The organism is Butyricicoccus intestinisimiae, assembly GCF_018918345.1.
GTDB classification, from domain to species: Bacteria; Bacillota; Clostridia; order Oscillospirales; family Butyricicoccaceae; genus Butyricicoccus_A; species Butyricicoccus_A intestinisimiae.
On the sequence record NZ_JAHLQI010000002.1, the window covers coordinates 251,098 to 269,025 of the forward strand.

Consider the following 17,928-nt stretch of genomic DNA (forward strand, 5'->3'; position numbering starts at 1 on the left):
TTGACAGCGGGCACGCTTTTGTGGTATTCTTCCATGAGCAAACCGAGGAGCCTTCCCGCTCGGGTAATTTTTCCAACGTTTTTTTAGGCAAAACAGTTGAAATTTCCGAGAGAATAGGCTATGATAATGGTGCAAGGTAAACAACCTTGAAGCAGCCGGAGGATATGTATATGAGTGAAGAAAACAAGAGCAACTATGTCATCCTGACCGACGAGGAAGGCAATGAGAAAGAATTTGAGCACATCGACACGCTGGAGGACAACGGCACCGTCTATATGGCTTTCATTCCGGCTGAACTGAATCTGGAAGAAGAGGCAGAAGTTGTCATCCTGAAGATTGTCGATGAGGACGGCGAAGAGCTGCTCGCATCGGTGGATGACGAGGAAGAAAGCCTCCGCCTGTACAATCTGTTTATGTCCCGTCTGGAGGCGCTGTACGACGCGCCGGAGGACGACGAGGAGTAAACAATTCAATCGCTAAGGCCCCTGCGCGATTTGACAGTCACCTTTTTTTAACCCACAATTAGTTTTCGGGATTCCGGATGTTCCCATACGGAGTTGCAGGCCTCCCGCCTCGGCGGAAGTTGGAAGCACAGATGTATGTGACAGGAGACCCACCTGCAGGAGATGTGCAGGTTACTAATCTGGTGACATCGGTTGCGCGGGGTTTCTTTTGCACTTTTGTGTTGCAAAGGAAAACAGCAATCTTTTTTGCACGTTGCTGCTTTTCTCGCTTTTTTTACAAAATATTCATCATTTTCACTCTTTACATTTGCAACTTCTCGGTGTATAATGTGTAAAATAAACAAATAGAAAGGAGTTTTGAGTTATGGAGACCATTCGTAAGATTCGCAGTTATGATCCGCAGCCCGACAGACCCGATATTGACGACCTGATCTACGGTGATGAGCATCGTGTTTCTGAAAAGTAAGCAAATACTTGAGAAGCATCTTGAAATCCACGCAGATTGGCGTGGTTTTTTTGTACCCTCAGCAGAACAGGAAGGCTTTTCCGTTCCGCTTATCATATAGATAGATCGCAAAAACTGCCGGCATTTGTCGAGATCGCGCCGCACCCGTCATGGGTGCGGCTTTTTTTTCGTTTCTTCCCGTTCCCTGCACGGCATCACGCACCGTCCCGATCCATGCTGCGGTACTGAATCGCCTCCGCGATGTGTCCGGCGGAAATGCGTTCTTCTCCCGCCAGATCCGCAATCGTGCGGGCAAGGCGCAGAATGCGGTCATAGCTGCGCGCCGTCATGCCGAGCTTTTTGAACGCGGCATCCAGCAGCGCCTGTCCGGCGGCATCCGGACGGCAAAATTCCGCCAGCTGCGCCGGCTGCATGTCCGCGTTACACCGCGTCTTGGTACCTGCGTACCGCGCCTGCTGCCGTTCGCGCGCCGCGATGACCCGCGCGCGAATGTCCGCTGAGCTCTCTGCGGGCTTGCGCTCGGACAAGTCCTTGAGCGGCACCGGACGCACATGCACTTGAATATCTATGCGGTCGAGCAGCGGACCGGAGATTTTTCTCCGGTACTTTTTCACTTCCGCCGGTGTGCACCGGCATCTGCCGGACGGATGCCCATACCAGCCGCATTTGCACGGATTCATCGCACAAATTAGCATGAACCTCGCCGGATACGTCACGCGTCCCGCCGTGCGCACAATGGAAACCGTGCCGTTTTCTATCGGCTGGCGCAAAACCTCCAAGGCGTCCACGCGAAACTCCGGCAGCTCATCGAGAAACAGCACGCCGTTGTGCGCCAAGCTCAATTCGCCGGGCATCGGGATGCCCTTCCCGCCGCCCGCGATGCCCGCCGCGCTCGTCGTGTGATGCGGCGCACGCACCGGACGCATCTGTGACCGCGCCGCGCGGCTGCCCTCGCCGATAATAGAATAGATGCGCACGACATCCATTTTTTCTTCCGGCGTCATGGGCGGCAAAATGGTTCCAATCCGCTTTGCCATCATGCTCTTGCCCGAGCCGGGACTGCCCGACATGAGCATATTGTGCCCGCCTGCCGCCGCAATCTCCATCGCCCGCTTGACGTTTTCCTGTCCCATGACGTCGCAGAAGTCCAGCGCAGCATCCGGCGTGTCCTGCACCAGATGCTCCGGCACATAGGCTTCGAGCGGATGCTTTCCCGTCAGATGATCGAGAATCTGCTCGACGTGGTGCACTGCGTAAATTATCAAATCGTTTCCAATCAGGGACGCTTCCTCTGCATTTCCCTCCGGCAGGAACAGCTTGCTCTTTCCCGCCTGCTGCACCGCCATTGCCATTGAGAGCGCGCCCTTGACGGGGCGCAGCTCGCCGCGCAGGCCGATTTCTCCGATAAATACGCTGTCATCCGGCAGCTGCTGCTCGATGTTTCCCTGCGCCGCCAGCAGACCCAGCAAAATCGGCAGGTCATACACCGCGCCTTCCTTGCGAATGTCCGCCGGCGCCAGATTTACCGTCTTGCGCGCAGGCAGCAGCGCCATTCCGATGCTGCGCGCCGCCGTCGTGACGCGTTCCTTGGATTCCTTGACCGCCGCGCCCGGCAGGCCGACCAGCTCAAACGACGGCAGGCCGTTGACCAGTCCGCATTCGACGGTCACAAGATATCCTTCTATGCCGTAAATGCCCGCGGAAAATACAGTTGCTATCATGCGCATACGCCCCCTGTTTTCGTTTTCTACATTGTAACGCAGCTAAAATTTCTTGGCAATATCACCGCGCAACTGTAAGCGCTTTCATTTTTTTGTGCAAAAATCTCCGGAATTTGTTAAAAACTTCACCTGAATAGCACAATAAATGAGGTTTTTTGTCCTTCTCTCGGCTTTTTTATGCCTTTTGCTCAAATTCTTTCGGTTTTGTGTTTACATCGCACGGTTTTTTTGCTAAAATAAGCATGGTTACGAATAGCACCTCTGCGCTGTTCGCACAGATGCTGTTCCCCGGTATCAGCCCACTCCTGATCGCTCCGAGGCAGCACCTGCCGCATACGGCTTGGTATCCGTGCGCGGTTACCTACATTATATAGGAGGAACGATAAACATGGCAAGAAAAATGAAATCCATGGACGGCAATACCGCTGCGGCTCACGTATCCTATGCGTTTACCGAAGTTGCTGGTATTTATCCGATTACCCCGTCCAGCCCGATGGCCGACAACGTTGACCAGTGGGCAGCTGCCGGTAGAAAGAACATCTTTGGCACCACCGTCAAGGTCGTAGAAATGGAGTCTGAGGCAGGCGCTTCCGGCACCGTACACGGCTCTCTGGCAGCAGGTGCTCTGACCACTACCTATACTGCATCTCAGGGTCTTCTGCTGATGATCCCGAACATGTATAAGATTGCAGGCGAGCTGCTGCCGTGCGTATTCCACGTATCCGCACGTACCGTTGCTTCGCACGCACTGAATATCTTTGGCGACCATTCCGACGTTATGGCATGTCGCCAGACCGGTTTCGCTATGCTGTGCGAGACCAACCCGCAGGAAGTTATGGACCTGTCCGCTGTTGCACACTGTGCAGCAATCGAGGGCCGCGTTCCGTTCATCAACTTCTTCGACGGCTTCCGCACCTCTCACGAGATCCAGAAGATCGCTGTATGGGATTACGACGATCTGGCTGATATGTGCGACATGAAGGCTGTTGAGGAGTTCCGTGCCCGCGCACTGAATCCGGAGCATCCGGTTATGCGTGGTTCCCACGAAAACGGCGACATCTTCTTCCAGCACCGCGAGGCTTCCAACGTTTACTACGAAGCAGTTCCGGAAATCGTTGAGAAGTACATGGGCAAGGTAAACGAGAAGCTGGGCACCGATTACAAGCTGTTCAACTACTACGGTGCACCGGACGCTGAGCGCGTTATCATCGCTATGGGCTCCATCTGCGACGTAGCAGAGGAAGTTATCGACTACCTGACCGCACAGGGCGAGAAGGTTGGTCTGGTAAAGGTTCGCCTGTACCGTCCGTTCCGCGCTGACAAGCTGCTGGAAGCTATTCCGGAGACCGCAAAGAAGATTGCTGTTCTCGACCGCACCAAGGAGCCGGGCTCCCAGGGCGAGCCGCTGTATCAGGACGTTGTATTTGCTCTGGCAAATGCAGGCAAGTCTGTATTCACCTGCGGCGGCCGTTACGGTCTGGGCTCCAAGGATACGCCTCCGTCTTCCGTATTCGCTGTATACGAAGAGCTGGCTAAGGACGAGCCGAAGAAGCAGTTCACCCTCGGCATCGTGGATGACGTCACCAACCTGTCTCTGGCAGAGCACGCATCCCCGAACACCGCAGCAGAAGGCACCATCGAATGTAAGTTCTGGGGTCTGGGCGGCGACGGTACCGTTGGTGCAAACAAGAACTCCATCAAGATTATCGGCGACAACACCGATAACTACGTACAGGCTTACTTCCAGTACGACTCCAAGAAGACTGGCGGCGTAACCGTATCGCATCTGCGCTTCGGTGCTAAGCCGATCAAGTCCCCTTACTATATCAACAAGGCTGACTTCGTTGCATGCCACAACCCGTCCTACGTTGTCAAGGGCTACAAGATGGTCAACGACGTAAAGCCGGGCGGCGTATTCCTGATTAACTGCCAGTGGACGCCGGAAGAGCTGAACGAGTACATGCCGGCTGAGGCAAAGCGTTACATCGCAAAGAACAACATTCAGCTGTACACCATCAACGCAATTGATCTGGCTATCAAGATTGGCATGGGCAAGCGCACCAACACCATTCTGCAGTCTGCATTCTTCTCTCTGGCTAAGGTTATGCCGGAAGAGACCGCAATCCAGCTGATGAAGGACGCTGCTACCCATTCTTACCTGAAGAAGGGTCAGGACATCGTTGACATGAACCACAAGGCAATCGAGCTGGGCGCTACCGCTTACGAGAAGATCGACGTTCCGGCTGATTGGGCTGACGCAGTTGACGCAGCTCCGGCAGAAGCTCCGGAAGGCCGCGAAAAGACCGTAAAGATGGTTACCAACCTGATGGAGCCGATCGACCGCATGGACGGCGACTCCCTGCCGGTATCCGCATTTACCGATTACGTAGACGGTACCTACGAGCATGGCGCAGCTGCTTACGAGAAGCGCGGCACCGCTGTTACCGTACCGACCTGGGACGCTGAGAAGTGTGTTCAGTGTAACCAGTGTGCATATGTCTGCCCGCACGCTACCATCCGCCCGTTCGCTCTGACCGCAGAAGAGGTTGCAGCAGCTCCGGCAGCTATCAAGACCGCTCCGATCAAGGTTGGCGCTGGCAAGGGCGTTTACTCCTTCACCATGTCTGTTTCCCCGCTCGACTGCATGGGCTGTGGTGTCTGCATCGGCGTTTGCCCGACCAAGGCTCTGACCATGGTTCCGCAGCATGAGGAAGCTGCACAGGCTGAGGTATTTGATTACACCGTAAACAAGGTTTCCCGCAAGCCGGAGATGGAAGACATCAAGACCGTCAAGGGTTCCCAGTTCAAGCAGCCGCTGCTTGAGTTCTCCGGTTCCTGTGCTGGCTGTGCTGAGACCTCCTACGCTCGTCTGATTACCCAGGTATGCGGCGATCGTATGTACATCTCCAACGCTACCGGTTGTTCCTCTATCTGGGGCGGTCCGGCAGCTACTTCCCCGTACACCGTCAACAAGGACGGCCGTGGTCCGGCATGGGCTAACTCCCTGTTCGAGGACAACGCTGAGCACGGTCTGGGCATGTATCATGGCCAGAAGGCACTGCGTGAGAACCTGAAGGCTAAGACCGAGGCTCTGATCGCTGTACCGTACGCACAGCAGGCTCTGAAGGACGCTGCTCAGAAGTGGCTGGATACCTACGCTGACGGCGTAGCAAACCAGGCTGCAACCGAAGCTTACATCGCTGCCCTGGAGAGCAACGTTGAGCCGAACTGCGACTGCGAGGCTTGCACGCTGGCATCCGACATCCTTGCTAAGAAGGATTACCTGTCCAAGAAGTCCGTATGGATCTTCGGCGGCGACGGTTGGGCTTACGACATTGGCTTCGGCGGTCTGGATCACGTTCTGGCTTCCGGCGAGGACGTCAACGTCATGGTATTCGATACCGAAGTTTACTCCAACACCGGCGGACAGGCTTCCAAGGCTACCAACATCGGCGCTGTTGCTCAGTTCGCTGCTGCTGGTAAGGCTATCCAGAAGAAGTCTCTGGCTGAGATCGCAATGTCCTACGGCTACATTTATGTTGCTCAGGTTGCTATGGGTGCTAACCCGCAGCAGACCCTGAAGGCTATTGCAGAAGCTGAAGCATATCCGGGACCGTCTCTGGTTATCGGCTACGCTCCGTGTGAGATGCACTCCATCAAGGGCGGCATGAAGAACTGCCAGTCCGAGATGAAGAAGGCTGTTGAGTGCGGCTACTGGAACATGTTCCGCTTCAACCCGTCCCTGAAGGCTGAAGGCAAGAACCCGTTCATCATCGACTCCAAGGAGCCGAAGGAAGACGGCTATCAGGCATTCCTGATGGGCGAGGCTCGCTTCTCCGCTCTGACCCGTTCCTTCCCGGAGCGCGCGAAGGAGCTGTTTGCGAAGTCTGAGGACAAGGCTGCTCTGCGCTACAAGCACCTGCTCAACCTGCAGGAGATGTACGGCAAGGACATCTAATAGGACATCCGAAACTTTTGTTATAGATTTGTATAGAAACGAGAATCCCCGGCGGAACTTCCGCCGGGGATTTTATTTATGCCTATGATGGAATCAAATATGCTGTAAGTAACGATACTTGTTTGTCGTGTCATAAAACGTAACGACAAAGACAAACGCCACCGCCAGTCCGACGATGCCAACCACCGCCGCCAGCACGCTGCCGGTCAGGGCAATGAGCAGGGCGCCCGCATTGCACACGGCGTAGCCAATCGCAAGCGGCATCAGCCTTCTTGTGCTCAGCGTGCACAGGTGCTTTTTCTCCAGCGCTTTCACGCCGCCGACAATTTTATATACCATGACGAGGAAGCAAAGCGTTGCGAGAACGTCGAGCACAGCCAAAAGCCCCTCGCGGCGCGTCATCGGCAGCAGCCGAATCAGGTAAATCACGCCGGTAAATACGGCAAGCTCCAGCGCCAGCGGAACGAGATTTTCAAAGACCCCTTCCTCCTGCCACACTTCTTTGAGACCGGCTGCAACGAGCAGATACCCAACGAAGTCCGGAAGCAGTCCAATCATGTACCCGCCAAGCGTCACATGGACATTGAACAGAATAAAAATCAATCCGGCGAAAATCTTTTTCATATCTGCCACCTCATTTCTGTTGTATCAACCAAGACAGCGCCGCACCAAGCATGCCTATTTCCAATCCATACCCGATGCAGCGCTGTGTTTGTTTTGTTGTTACAGGGTATAGACCTTCAGTGTTTCGTATACCTCATATGCTTCCTTCATGGTCGCCATCTGCGTGCCCGGAAGCTTTGCACTCGCCGTGCCCATTGCCACAGCAAACTTTGCCGTCTCCTCATACGACATGCCCTGACTGTACGCGTGTGCGATAGCGCCCACCATCGCGTCGCCCGAGCCGACCGCACTCTGTGCCGCCGCGCCTGCATTGGCGATGATGTACAGCGGCTTGTCCGTGTGGTTGACGAAAATCGCGCCGTTGTGTCCCAGCGATGCGCAAATCGTCTGCGCTCCCTCTGCCAGCAGCGGCTTGACGTACTCATACGCCTCCTCCGGATCATGCGTGCGCGGCTTGCCGGTCAGCTTTGCCAACTCGGTGGAGTTCGGCTTGATGAAGTCCGGTTTGAATGGCAGCGTGCTGCGCATGGTATCGCCGTCACTGTCGATGAGCAGCGAACAGCCGGCCTTTTTGATGATGCGGATGATTTTCAGGTACTGCTTTTCCTTCATTCCTGGCGGGATACGGCCGCACAGAACGAACAGATTATTCGGATCGAGATAGGTCTTGAGCTTTTCGATAAAGCGCAGATAATCTTCTTCCTCTACTGCAGTGCCCGGTTCGTTGAAGTCGGTGTGCTCACCGCCCGGATGGACAATCTGTGTATTGGTACGGGTCTCGCCCGTCACGTCGGTGAAATCGTGCGTGATTCCGAGCGCAGTCAATGCGTTTTTCAGAGATCTGCCGTTATTTCCCGCCGTAAAGCCAAGCGCTACGCATTCGCCGCCGATGGCGCGGATCGCTCTGGAAACGTTGATGCCGCGGCCGCCAACTTCTACATAGCTCTTGACAACGCTGTTCACCGCGCTCAGCTCCACCGGTGCTTCCAGCACCAGGGTGCGGTCAATCGCCGGATTCAGCGTTATGGTAATAATCATTGGATAAAACCCTCCTGCTCCTACTCAAAATCCAACTTGTCTCTTTGTTTTGAGTGCTACCATTATTGTACAAAATTTATTTTCCATTGTAAATGAAAAATCCAAAAGATTTTGCATTTCTGCCGCAAATTTTTAGCACAAAATTCGATGTTCTTTTTGTTGTATTTGACTTTCCTCTGTTTCCGTTCGGGGCTGAATGGCGTGAGGTTCTTCCTCTGACGCATACAGTTCCTGCCGAATTACGCCGAACAGGTCTTCTGCCATAATGATAATATTGTGAATCTGTGCTTCCGTGATTTCAAACGGCAGGTCGGTCGGATAGCGCGTTTCAATGTAATAGTTGTTGAGTGCGGCGCTCTCGCCGAGATAGCGGACAAACCGGTCGTCCACCATCGCCGCCTGCCGGCAGAGGAAGGTGAGGTTGTGCCCGTCAAAATGTCTGCCCAGCTTGAACAGCAGGTATCCCTTGAGTGCCTTTTCAATCGCCTGCTGACAGTGAAACGCCACTGCCATTTCATCTCCGCCCCAGGTCAGCAGGATGCGGGCACTTTGCAGGTCGCTGAGCGCTTTTTCCAGCCACTTGTAATAATACTGGCTGTCTGTGTTACCCTTCCGACGTCTCGCCATAAAGCACCGTTCCCTTCTTCTCAATCGCGGATGCATAGCTGCCGCTGTCTCTGAGCAGCTCCAGCCATTCATCGGTTTGGTACAGCAAAAACTGTACCGGAATCGGCATATTGATTTTCAAATACAGCTTGCGCAGCAGCTCTGTCTTATTGCAGTGATCCAGAATAATACACAAATCTGCTGATTTTACGTCATGGCCGTCAACCACAAATTTTTCGCCGTACAAGATGACACGGCGCGGCCGACAGCAATCCAATACCCTTTTGAGAAGCTCTTCGCGTTTCATGCGCTCTTCCTCCTTTGCGTTTACCGTTCGGAGAACGTCACCTCAGCCTGCACTTTCTCCTGCTCTCCCTCGCAGGCGCACACGCAAAACGTTCCGTTTTTGGTATGTCCCTGTGAAATGGTCAACTCGGTTCCGCAGCGGTTTTCCGCCAGATAATTGACCTGCAGTCCGGATACCCAGCGGTTTTCGTCCGGCTCCAAGCCGAACGCATCCGACAGAATATCCACTGCCTTGACATTGTTGAGATGCCGATTGACATCGGTATCACTATAGCGCACCGTGCGCGCAAAGCACGGCTGCATATCCTCCGGCACAATCGCGCGCAGCTGTTCCGTAAAGCCGGTGTCCTGTGACGGAAAGCTGATGCCGACTTTCTTTGGCAGCAGCAGATGCCGCGATTCCAAATCGACAATCGCCCAAACCGTGACGGCATGACCAATCACGCCGCCCGCATCCTCAAATACAAAATCGCGATACCACGATGCACCGCGCAGCTTGCGCGGCAGCGTTGTCAGCCGAACGGTCTCATACGGCTGCAGCGGCCGCTCCAGCTGATATTTTAGCCGTGACAGCACCCAAAATCCGTGGTGCCGCTTGAGCGCCTCGCCGCCGATTCCCATGATTTCCGCGTGACGTGTGGCGATATCCTGCATAAAATCAACGATGGCGGACGGTCGCGCCAGTCCGCGGCAATCGGTCTGTCCAATATCAACGACATATTCTCTGGATAGCTGACACTCCGGCATATACTGTTTCCTCCTATGGATTTGCCCTATGATTTCTCATCTCTATTATACCGCAGACCGGCGCAAAAAGAAAGCAATGCATTGCTCCAATGCGTAGAATATGCTACACTAAATTTTACATTCCGAACATAGAATGCAATAGAAACGGAGGACTGTTTATGAAAAAGCTGTGTATGCTGACCGTGCTCTTTCTCGCGCTCACCTGCGCGATTGTGTGCTGCTCCGCAGGCGTCACCCCGCTGACCTTTTTCTCTGCCCTGCGCAGCTCTGCGCTCGCCGCTACGGCGCCGCAGGATGCCGCACGCGCTTCGGATTCCCCGTCATCTGCCGCCCCGTCCATGCAGACGCAGACACGCGGCGTCTGGGTGGCAACGGCATATTCCATTGATTATCCCGCGCAGCCGACCACTGATGCAGACACGCTGCGCGCCGAATGCCGCACCGCACTCGACCGCATCGCGGCGAGCGGCGCCAACACCGTGTATTTTCAGGTGCGCCCGTCCTGCGATGCGCTGTACCGCTCCCAGCTTTTTCCGTGGAGCCGGTATTTGACCGGCACGTGCGGCACGGCGCCGTCCGATTCGTTCGACCCGCTCGCGTATTGGGTAGAACAGGCACATGCCCGCAATCTGCGGCTGGAGGCGTGGGTCAATCCGTACCGCATCTGTGCCGGTGCCAACGCGCAGAGCGATTTTGATGCCCTGCCGGATTCCTCTCCCGCCAAGCAGCATCCGGACTGGGTGGTCTCATGTGACGGCGGCTATTATTTCAACCCCGGCATCGCAGAGGTTCGCCAACTCATCTGTAACGGCGTGTCGGAAATTGTCAGCAAATACGCCGTGGACGGCATCCAATTCGATGATTATTTTTATCCGTCCACACAGTTTGACGATGCCGCGACCTATCAGGCGTCCGGCAGCAGTTTGCCGCTCGCGGACTGGCGGCGCGACAATGTCAATCAGCTTGTGCAGGCGGTAAACACCGCGGTGCACCAAAACGCCATGCAGGCGGGCTGCCGCTTTGGCATCAGCCCGTCGGGCATTTGGCGCAATCGGGGCGCCAATGCGTTCACCGGCAGTGCCACACACGGCTTTGAGCACTATTCCTCGTCGTATGCGGATTCTGTGACGTGGATTAAAAACGGCTGGATTGATTACATCTGCCCGCAAATTTACTGGCAGATCGGCGATACGGCGGCGGATTTCCAGACGCTCGCCAACTGGTGGAGCCATCAGGTCCGCGGCACGGATGTCCAACTGGTGCTCGGTCTCGCCGCCTATAAAATCGGCGACAGCCAGTACGGTGACGTCTGGGCAAATGACGGCTGCGGCGAAATCGGCCGCCAGCTGGATCTCGCCGCCGGTATCCAAGACATCGACGGCTGCGCCCTGTTCAGCTATCAAAATCTGCGCGGCAATGACACGCTGTTCCAAACGGTACAGGAGCGATGGAAATAAAGCAAAACCGCTCTGTCTCGATGGACAGAGCGGTTTTCGTTTACTTGCCGTATTCTTGGCACGCATCCCGATGCGCGCATGAGGCGCAGCCGCCTTCCTCCGGTGTCGGACAGGCATCCTGCTGTTGTTTTTCCTGCTTTTCGCTTTCCAGCATGCGCACGAACAGCGCACCGACCTGCATATCCGCCTCGCCGTATGCGCCCGGAAACGGCGCAATGCCCGCCTGTATCAGTGCCATCTGCTGCATCATGTCCAGCTTGCCGCACACGAGCAGCCCCGCGCCGTGCTGCTTGAGACACTGCGCAGGATCTCCCGCCACATCCACGATTTCCATCTGGCTGATGTGGTCATCCTCTATCGTATACAGCTTAAACTGCTTGGTCTGTGCAAAATCCTGACAGACCGTGCCGTTGTCATATGCCGCCGCAATCTTCATCGCACGTTCTCCTTATCATAAATCGTTGGTCTTATTGTATCGCAAACAGGCGCATTTTGCAACGCAGGCAAAAAAAGAGACCATCTCGCGATGGTCTCTCCGGTACGGTTGTTTTTACGCGGTCTGCACCATTTCCTGCTCGCCGATATGCGGCAGTCTCTCGATAGCTGTGCAGGTCATTCCGATGATGGAAAGCACAACAGCCGTCAAAACACAGCAGATATGGGAAATATCATCATTGATGGTATGCGTTTCCTGTGCGACATAGCTCCGATGCTGCTCGGAAATGTACGCAATCAGGGCATCCGGTGTTGCCGGAAGCTTCGCCGGTGCGTTATGTGCCCAGCCATTGAACTTTGCTTCATTGATTCGGCGGCGGATGGTCAAGCTGGTCTGTTTTTCATAGATATAATGCACGAGCAGGCAATGCCCATAAATATCATCATTGTGCGGGAAGCTGAAGAAATCCGTAATATAATGACAGATAACGCCCAGATCCTCGCTGATCTTCGGGCCGTTGCTTGCGTTCAGTCGCACGTGCGCGATAAAATCGCGGATGCGCTGCATCACTTCTTCAAACATCAGCGACGGATAATGCCGCTTGGTCAAGTATTCGCCCTTGAGATCCGGCTTCAGATTTCCGAACATAAACGCCTTGCGGTTAAACGAAACACCATTTGTAGTTTCCACATAGTCCAGCAGGTAATGTGCGACCGTGGTATGGGACACAGAATCCATCGGCATCAACTCCTTCTTTGTGTTGTGTACATTGTAGCACGTTCCCCTCCAAAGAAAAAGAGGTATTTTGAAGAAGTTTTTGTTAACAAATTGTTATAGACACAAACACGACACAAAGAATCCCTGATTTCCGTCTGTTGCCACAGCAGGAATCAGGGAGCTTCGGATTTCTTCTTATTTCATCACAGGGCGCGGAAATATTCTTTTTTGTAGCCGCCGCGCTCCAGCGCTGTGCGAATCTGCTCGCACATGGCCTCGCGGTCTCGGTTGAGCGTGCCCTTGAGCGTCAGGTAATTGGACGCGTGATTGGAGCGGAACACGCTGCCCTCACTGTCTATGTGCTCCAGCAGCAGCAGCGTTTCCTTGGCCACCTGCGGCGCAGTGAGCAGATGGAATTTGCCCTCCTCGCACTCGCGGCGCAGCGGAACATCGCCCTCAAACATCAGCGTGAGCAGACCGATATAGTCCGGCTTCATGCGAGAAAACGCCTTTGCCGTGTCAATCGCATGCTCTTTCCACATCTCTGTGCCGCCCAAGCCGCTGATTGCCGTCACAGACAGCTTCATACCGGCGTCCTTGACCATTTGACCGGCGCGGACAATGTCCTCCACCGTCACGCCCTTATTGATGTGCTTGAGCACCTGTTCGTTGCCGGATTCCAGACCCAGATAAATCATTTCCAGACCCAGCGAATGCAGCAGCGCCAAGTCCTCCGGCGACTTGGTCAAAATGCTCTTTGGAGAGCCGTAGCTGGTCACGCGCCGGCACTCCGGAATGATTTTCCGAATGTGCTTGAGAATCACAGCGAGATCCTCCGTTTTGCGAATCAGCGCATCGCCGTCTGCGAGAAAGACGCGCTCAATATAGCGGTACTGTCTGCGGGCGATGTTGAAATCCTCCAAAACATCCTCCAGCTTGCGCAGATGGAAGCGCTTTTCCTTGTACATATCACAGAACGTGCATTTATTATGGCTGCAGCCCACCGTAACCTGTACGATCAGGCTGTAGGCCTCAGACGGCGGACGAAAAACTCTGCCTTCATATCTCATCGTGTAAGACTCCTTTCCGGGGTATTGGTATAGTATAGCATATTTCCCTGCGCTTTTCCAGACGCAAAAACGGGCGGTACCCGTGTACCGCCCGCCTGTTTGGGAACTTATTCCTCTTCTTCTGCTGCTTCCTGCGGCTGTTCCGCCTGCTCCGGCTTTTCTGCTTCTTCTTCCGGCGCTTGCTCCGGCTGCTCATCGGCTTCCGGTGCTTCTTCTACCGGAACTTCCGGCTCGGCATCTTCCATGCTCATCTGCTCCTCGGATACTGCGCCGGTCTCCTCTGCTTCTTCGCAGCCCTCACATGCTGCGTTTTCCGCATTGAGATCGTCCAGCTCGCTCATGGCCTTGAGCTCTGCTTCGTGGTAAACCTGTTCGCTCTTGCTGTGTCTATATGCTGCTACACCTGCGGCAACAGCACCAGCAGCAGCGCCGGCAACTGCCACGCCGATACCAATTTTCTTCTTGAGGCTGCTGTTCTTTTTCTTTGCGCACATAATCAAATCTTCCTCTCGTTGCTGCGCGGGTGTCTGTATGGCAAGCCGCGAAACCGCACGCGCACCATGCAGAGCAAAAACGCATTTTGAATCAGCTATATAGTACCACACAGAAATCCCATCTGTCAATCTCTGTGCGAAAATATCCCCAATTTTTCCGTGCATCTCCCTGTGTTTTACAGCAAATACACCAACTGCCGGGGGAATCTACACATTTTGGGTGAAGTCCTTGGCATTTTATTTTCACCCGTGCTATAATAACAAATAATATGATTTTTCTATCATTTGCGTTTTAAGGAGGCTGTTATGAAGCACATGCAAAAGCACATGCCGTTTCTCATCGGCATGCGTACATTCAAAACGGCTTTGGCCTGCGCCCTCGCCGTCTCGATAGGCTACGTCATCAACAGCCCGTATCCCCCGTTTCTTGCCATCGGCGCGCTGGGCTGTATGGAGTCCTCCATCACGACATCTCTGCGCTCCGCCCGCGATATGATTATCGGCAATCTGGTCGGTGCGCTGCTCGCGATGATTTTCGTCATGAATTTTACCGGCTATTTTGAAATCACCTGCTTCATCGGCGTCATCATTATGATTTCCGTGTGCAATTTTCTGCACATGAAGCCGACCATCACCAATTTGGCGTGCGTCGTGTTCTGCTGCTGTCTCAAAGACATTCCCGCATCCGGCACCATCATTTACGGCCTTCTGCGCTTCCGTGAAACGGTTATCGGCACAGTCATTGCTCTTGCCGTCAACATGCTCATTCGCCCGTACAACGGCGCTGAACGCACGAGAAAAGGCATTCTCAGTGCCCAGCAAGCCATGCTGCCGCTGCTCAAGGAGCGCGTGCTGCTCGGCAGAATCCCCGACCTGCGCGATTTGCGCAAGCACATCAACCAGCTGGACAGCTCCATCAACATTCTGCTCGATGAGCGCATGAATATTTCGCTCAAGAAGTCGCAGGTTGCCTATCTGCGCGGCTGCCAGCAGCTGCTGTGGAAAATGCGCGATGCCCTCATCAGTATTTGCAGCATTGATACCACGCCAAGCCCGTCTCAGGAAAATCTCGCCCGCATGAAGCAAATCGGGCTGACATCTGACCCCGAGGAGCAGACGGAAAACATCCTCACCGGCATCTGCCGCGCGGAGGATACCACGGTATTCAACTATTATCTGGACATTTTTCTCGACTCCAACGAGTATCTCAACGAACTCATTCACATGTAACGATACAAAAAGCGGCAGACCGCTGTTTCCACAGGAGAAACTTGCAGTCTGCCGCGATTTCTTTATTTTTTACTTACAGCTCCATCAGGGACTCGCCGTCCATCTCAGCCGGCTTCTCGAGACCGAGAACCTGCAGCATGGTCGGTGCGATGTCTGCCAGACGGCCCGGATTCAGCTTCTTGCATGCCGGATAGCCGACAACGCAGAACGGAACCGGATTGCAGGAATGTGCGGTGAACGGAGATACGCCGTCGTCCTCCAGCATCTGATCTGCATTGCCGTGGTCAGCGGTAATCATAGCCACGCCGCCCATTTCCAGAATAGCGTCTACGGTCTTGCCAACGCAGGTATCCACTGCCTGAACAGCCTCAACCGCTGCGTCAAACACGCCGGTGTGACCTACCATGTCGCAGTTTGCGTAGTTGAGAATGATGACGTCAAACTTGCCGCTCTTGATTTCCTCAACAACCTTGTCGCAAACCTTGTATGCGCTCATCTCCGGCTGCATGTCATAGGTGGCAACCTTCGGGGACGCGATCAGGTCACGCGACTCGTTGTTGTACGGAGCTTCTACGCCGCCGTTGAAGAAGAAGGTAACGTGTGCGTACTTCTCGGTTTCTGCGATGCGCAGCTGAGTCAGGCCGTTGTCAGCGATATACTCGCCAAAGGTGTTGACGAGCTGCTGCGGCTTGAATGCCACGTGTACATTCGGCATGGTTGCATCGTACTGGGTCATGCACACAAAGTATACCGGGAAAAAGCCGTTCTTGCGCTCGAAGCCGGTGAATTCCGGATCGACGAAGGTACGGGTGATTTCGCGCGCGCGATCCGGACGGAAGTTTGCAAAGATGATGGAATCGTTTGCCTTGATCTGACCGTCCTTTGCGGTGACTACCGGAACGATGAACTCGTCGGTAACCTCTGCATCATAAGACGCCTGTACAGCGGCAACCGGATCGTCAAAATACGCGCCCTCGCCGTATACCATCGCGGAATACGCCTTGACCAGACGCTCGAAGCGGTTGTCACGATCCATGGCATAATATCTGCCGTTGATGGTCGCAATCTTGCCGATGCCGATTTCGTCCAGCTTTGCCTGCAGCTGCTTGACAAAGTCGATGCCGGAGGTCGGCGGAACGTCACGGCCGTCCATGAAGCAGTGTACAAACACCTTGGTCAGACCGTTCTTCTTTGCCAGATCCAGCAGGCCAAAGATGTGCTCGATGTGAGAGTGCACGCCGCCGTCGCTGAGCAGGCCGAACAGGTGCAGCGCGCTGTCATTCTTCTTGCAGTTCTCCACTGCGCCGAGGAATGCTTCGTTGTCGAAGAACGGGCCGTCCTGAATGCTCTTGGTGATGCGGGTCAGCTCCTGATATACCACGCGGCCGGCGCCGATGTTGGTGTGGCCAACCTCACTGTTGCCCATCTGACCGTCCGGCAGGCCGACATCCATGCCGGATGCCCCCAGCTGAGTGGTCGGATATTCATTAAACAGACGGGTCAGATTCGGATGCTTTGCGGCATGGATGGCATTGCCCATGTCGCTGTCGCGCAGGCCAAAGCCGTCCATGATAATCAGAATTAACGGTTTTTTCATGTGGAACCTCATTTCAAAATCTTTGTTTTCACGCTGCCGCGGAAAGGGACGGCGTCCGTACTGTTACCCAACAGGACACCAAAAATACAGCAGCATGTGACAATTGGTCAAAAAACAGCAGAACGGCGGACCACCAATTCGAGAAGCAGCCCGCCGATTCGCATCGTTCTTTTTTCTTATTCTGCTGCCGGAACCGGATCCTGTGCAGCTTCGATGATTGCAAAGAAGTCCGGAGCCTTCAGAGAAGCGCCGCCGATGAGGCCGCCGTCTACGTCCGGCTTGCTCAGCAGCTCAGCTGCGTTCTTTGCGTTCATGGAACCACCGTACTGGATGGTAATTGCACGTGCAGCGCGTGCGCCGTACAGCTCGCGCAGGCAGTCACGGATTGCGGAGCAAACCTCGTTTGCCTGGTCAGCGGTAGCGGTCTTGCCGGTGCCGATAGCCCAGATCGGCTCGTAAGCGATGACAACCTTCTTGATGTCGTCAACGGATACGCCCTGAACAGCGATCTTAACCTGCTTGCGGATTACTTCGTACCATACGTCCTGCTCGCGCTCGGTCAGAGACTCGCCAACGCAAACGATCGGGCGGAAGCCTGCTTCCAGAGCAACCTTTACCTTCTTGTTTACGTTCTCGTCGGTCTCATTGAAGTACTGACGGCGCTCGGAATGGCCGATGATTACGTACTTTACGCCGCACTCCTTGAGCATATCAGCGGAAACCTCGCCGGTGTAAGCGCCCTTCGGCTCAAAGTGCATGTTCTCTGCACCGATAGCAATCTTGGAGCCCTTAGCAGCCTTTACAGCAGTCGGGATGTCTACGTACGGTACGCACAGTACCATCTCACACCACTTGACCTTGCTTACCATCGGCTTCAGCTCTTCAATCAGAGCCTTTGCCTGGCTCGGGGTCATGTTCATCTTCCAGTTACCAGCGATAATAGTCTTGCGATATCTGCGATTCATATTGGTTTTCCCCTTCCTGAAAATCCTAATTA

At 54.5% G+C, this 17,928-nt stretch carries 16 protein-coding genes and 1 other RNA gene; 5 read left to right on the forward strand and 12 right to left on the reverse strand.

Features of this window, described 5'->3' with window-relative positions; genetic code table 11:
* The first annotated feature begins 170 nt into the window (after positions 1–170).
* Positions 171–464, forward strand: coding sequence for a DUF1292 domain-containing protein (locus KQI75_RS04585; protein WP_216469557.1), 294 nt, complete (start codon positions 171–173; stop codon positions 462–464).
* A 15-nt stretch (positions 465–479) separates the two neighbouring features.
* Positions 480–671, forward strand: a non-coding RNA gene (ssrS, locus tag KQI75_RS04590) — 6S RNA.
* A 453-nt stretch (positions 672–1,124) separates the two neighbouring features.
* Here ssrS and KQI75_RS04595 read toward each other — a convergent pair.
* Complete coding sequence (locus tag KQI75_RS04595) at positions 1,125–2,651, reverse strand: YifB family Mg chelatase-like AAA ATPase (RefSeq protein ID WP_216469558.1); 1,527 nt, start codon at positions 2,649–2,651, stop codon at positions 1,125–1,127.
* 388 nt (positions 2,652–3,039) lie between these two features.
* Here KQI75_RS04595 and nifJ point away from each other — a divergent pair, with 388 nt between their 5' ends.
* On the forward strand, positions 3,040–6,609 hold the full coding sequence (gene nifJ, locus KQI75_RS04600; protein ID WP_216469559.1) for a pyruvate:ferredoxin (flavodoxin) oxidoreductase: 3,570 nt from the start codon (positions 3,040–3,042) through the stop codon (positions 6,607–6,609).
* A 93-nt stretch (positions 6,610–6,702) separates the two neighbouring features.
* On the opposite strand, the gene KQI75_RS04605 is transcribed toward nifJ, so the two are convergent.
* From KQI75_RS04605 to KQI75_RS04625, 5 genes are all read right to left on the reverse strand, one after another.
* Positions 6,703–7,233, reverse strand: a complete 531-nt coding sequence (locus tag KQI75_RS04605) for a hypothetical protein (protein ID WP_216469560.1) — start codon at positions 7,231–7,233, stop codon at positions 6,703–6,705.
* A 99-nt stretch (positions 7,234–7,332) separates the two neighbouring features.
* A complete protein-coding gene (locus tag KQI75_RS04610; protein ID WP_216469561.1) occupies positions 7,333–8,271 on the reverse strand; it encodes a 1-phosphofructokinase family hexose kinase in 939 nt (312 codons plus the stop codon).
* Between the two features lie 132 nt (positions 8,272–8,403).
* Positions 8,404–8,898 carry a HEPN domain-containing protein gene (locus KQI75_RS04615; protein WP_216469562.1) on the reverse strand — a complete coding sequence of 165 codons (495 nt, stop codon included), beginning with the start codon at positions 8,896–8,898 and terminating at the stop codon, positions 8,404–8,406.
* Positions 8,876–9,184, reverse strand: coding sequence for a hypothetical protein (locus KQI75_RS04620; protein ID WP_216469563.1), 309 nt, complete (start codon positions 9,182–9,184; stop codon positions 8,876–8,878). Before KQI75_RS04620 ends, KQI75_RS04615 begins: the two co-directional genes overlap by 23 nt.
* Before the next feature lie 20 nt (positions 9,185–9,204).
* Positions 9,205–9,930: an acyl-[acyl-carrier-protein] thioesterase gene (locus KQI75_RS04625; protein ID WP_216469564.1), complete on the reverse strand. Its 726-nt coding sequence runs from the start codon at positions 9,928–9,930 to the stop codon at positions 9,205–9,207.
* A 158-nt stretch (positions 9,931–10,088) separates the two neighbouring features.
* On the opposite strand from KQI75_RS04625, the gene KQI75_RS04630 reads away from it, so the two are divergent.
* Positions 10,089–11,387 carry a glycoside hydrolase family 10 protein gene (locus KQI75_RS04630; protein WP_216469565.1) on the forward strand — a complete coding sequence of 433 codons (1,299 nt, stop codon included), beginning with the start codon at positions 10,089–10,091 and terminating at the stop codon, positions 11,385–11,387.
* A 40-nt stretch (positions 11,388–11,427) separates the two neighbouring features.
* Here the strand turns inward: KQI75_RS04630 and KQI75_RS04635 are convergent, their stop codons facing one another.
* The 4 genes from KQI75_RS04635 to KQI75_RS04650 form a co-directional block, all read right to left on the reverse strand.
* On the reverse strand, positions 11,428–11,823 hold the full coding sequence (locus tag KQI75_RS04635; RefSeq protein WP_216469566.1) for a NifB/NifX family molybdenum-iron cluster-binding protein: 396 nt from the start codon (positions 11,821–11,823) through the stop codon (positions 11,428–11,430).
* A 114-nt stretch (positions 11,824–11,937) separates the two neighbouring features.
* On the reverse strand, positions 11,938–12,561 hold the full coding sequence (locus KQI75_RS04640; protein WP_216469567.1) for a zinc dependent phospholipase C family protein: 624 nt from the start codon (positions 12,559–12,561) through the stop codon (positions 11,938–11,940).
* Between the two features lie 182 nt (positions 12,562–12,743).
* Entirely contained in the window at positions 12,744–13,610 is an 867-nt protein-coding gene (locus KQI75_RS04645) for a radical SAM protein (protein ID WP_216469568.1), read from the reverse strand.
* 107 nt (positions 13,611–13,717) lie between these two features.
* The gene (locus tag KQI75_RS04650; protein WP_216469569.1) at positions 13,718–14,104 is read right to left on the reverse strand and encodes a hypothetical protein; all 387 of its coding nucleotides are present in this window, start codon (positions 14,102–14,104) and stop codon (positions 13,718–13,720) included.
* Between the two features lie 306 nt (positions 14,105–14,410).
* On the opposite strand from KQI75_RS04650, the gene KQI75_RS04655 reads away from it, so the two are divergent.
* Positions 14,411–15,334 (forward strand): FUSC family protein, encoded by a 924-nt coding sequence (locus tag KQI75_RS04655; RefSeq protein WP_216469570.1) that lies wholly within the window; start codon positions 14,411–14,413, stop codon positions 15,332–15,334.
* 73 nt (positions 15,335–15,407) lie between these two features.
* Here KQI75_RS04655 and gpmI read toward each other — a convergent pair whose 3' ends face one another.
* Positions 15,408–16,931 (reverse strand): 2,3-bisphosphoglycerate-independent phosphoglycerate mutase, encoded by a 1,524-nt coding sequence (gpmI, locus tag KQI75_RS04660; protein WP_216469571.1) that lies wholly within the window; start codon positions 16,929–16,931, stop codon positions 15,408–15,410.
* Between the two features lie 176 nt (positions 16,932–17,107).
* A complete protein-coding gene (gene tpiA / locus KQI75_RS04665; RefSeq protein ID WP_216469572.1) occupies positions 17,108–17,896 on the reverse strand; it encodes a triose-phosphate isomerase in 789 nt (262 codons plus the stop codon).
* Positions 17,897–17,928: the final 32 nt, after the last annotated feature.

Excerpts from the sequence above, each read along its gene's own strand:
- KQI75_RS04585 (WP_216469557.1), top strand. The coding sequence starts at position 171 with ATGAGTGAAGAAAACAAGAGCAACTATGTCATCCTGACCGACGAGGAA.
- KQI75_RS04595 (WP_216469558.1), bottom strand. The coding sequence starts at position 2,651 with ATGATAGCAACTGTATTTTCCGCGGGCATTTACGGCATAGAAGGATAT.
- nifJ (WP_216469559.1), top strand. The coding sequence starts at position 3,040 with ATGGCAAGAAAAATGAAATCCATGGACGGCAATACCGCTGCGGCTCAC.
- KQI75_RS04605 (WP_216469560.1), bottom strand. The coding sequence starts at position 7,233 with ATGAAAAAGATTTTCGCCGGATTGATTTTTATTCTGTTCAATGTCCAT.
- KQI75_RS04610 (WP_216469561.1), bottom strand. The coding sequence starts at position 8,271 with ATGATTATTACCATAACGCTGAATCCGGCGATTGACCGCACCCTGGTG.
- KQI75_RS04615 (WP_216469562.1), bottom strand. The coding sequence starts at position 8,898 with ATGGCGAGACGTCGGAAGGGTAACACAGACAGCCAGTATTATTACAAG.
- KQI75_RS04620 (WP_216469563.1), bottom strand. The coding sequence starts at position 9,184 with ATGAAACGCGAAGAGCTTCTCAAAAGGGTATTGGATTGCTGTCGGCCG.
- KQI75_RS04625 (WP_216469564.1), bottom strand. The coding sequence starts at position 9,930 with ATGCCGGAGTGTCAGCTATCCAGAGAATATGTCGTTGATATTGGACAG.
- KQI75_RS04630 (WP_216469565.1), top strand. The coding sequence starts at position 10,089 with ATGAAAAAGCTGTGTATGCTGACCGTGCTCTTTCTCGCGCTCACCTGC.
- KQI75_RS04635 (WP_216469566.1), bottom strand. The coding sequence starts at position 11,823 with ATGAAGATTGCGGCGGCATATGACAACGGCACGGTCTGTCAGGATTTT.
- KQI75_RS04640 (WP_216469567.1), bottom strand. The coding sequence starts at position 12,561 with ATGGATTCTGTGTCCCATACCACGGTCGCACATTACCTGCTGGACTAT.
- KQI75_RS04645 (WP_216469568.1), bottom strand. The coding sequence starts at position 13,610 with ATGAGATATGAAGGCAGAGTTTTTCGTCCGCCGTCTGAGGCCTACAGC.
- KQI75_RS04650 (WP_216469569.1), bottom strand. The coding sequence starts at position 14,104 with ATGTGCGCAAAGAAAAAGAACAGCAGCCTCAAGAAGAAAATTGGTATC.
- KQI75_RS04655 (WP_216469570.1), top strand. The coding sequence starts at position 14,411 with ATGAAGCACATGCAAAAGCACATGCCGTTTCTCATCGGCATGCGTACA.
- gpmI (WP_216469571.1), bottom strand. The coding sequence starts at position 16,931 with ATGAAAAAACCGTTAATTCTGATTATCATGGACGGCTTTGGCCTGCGC.
- tpiA (WP_216469572.1), bottom strand. The coding sequence starts at position 17,896 with ATGAATCGCAGATATCGCAAGACTATTATCGCTGGTAACTGGAAGATG.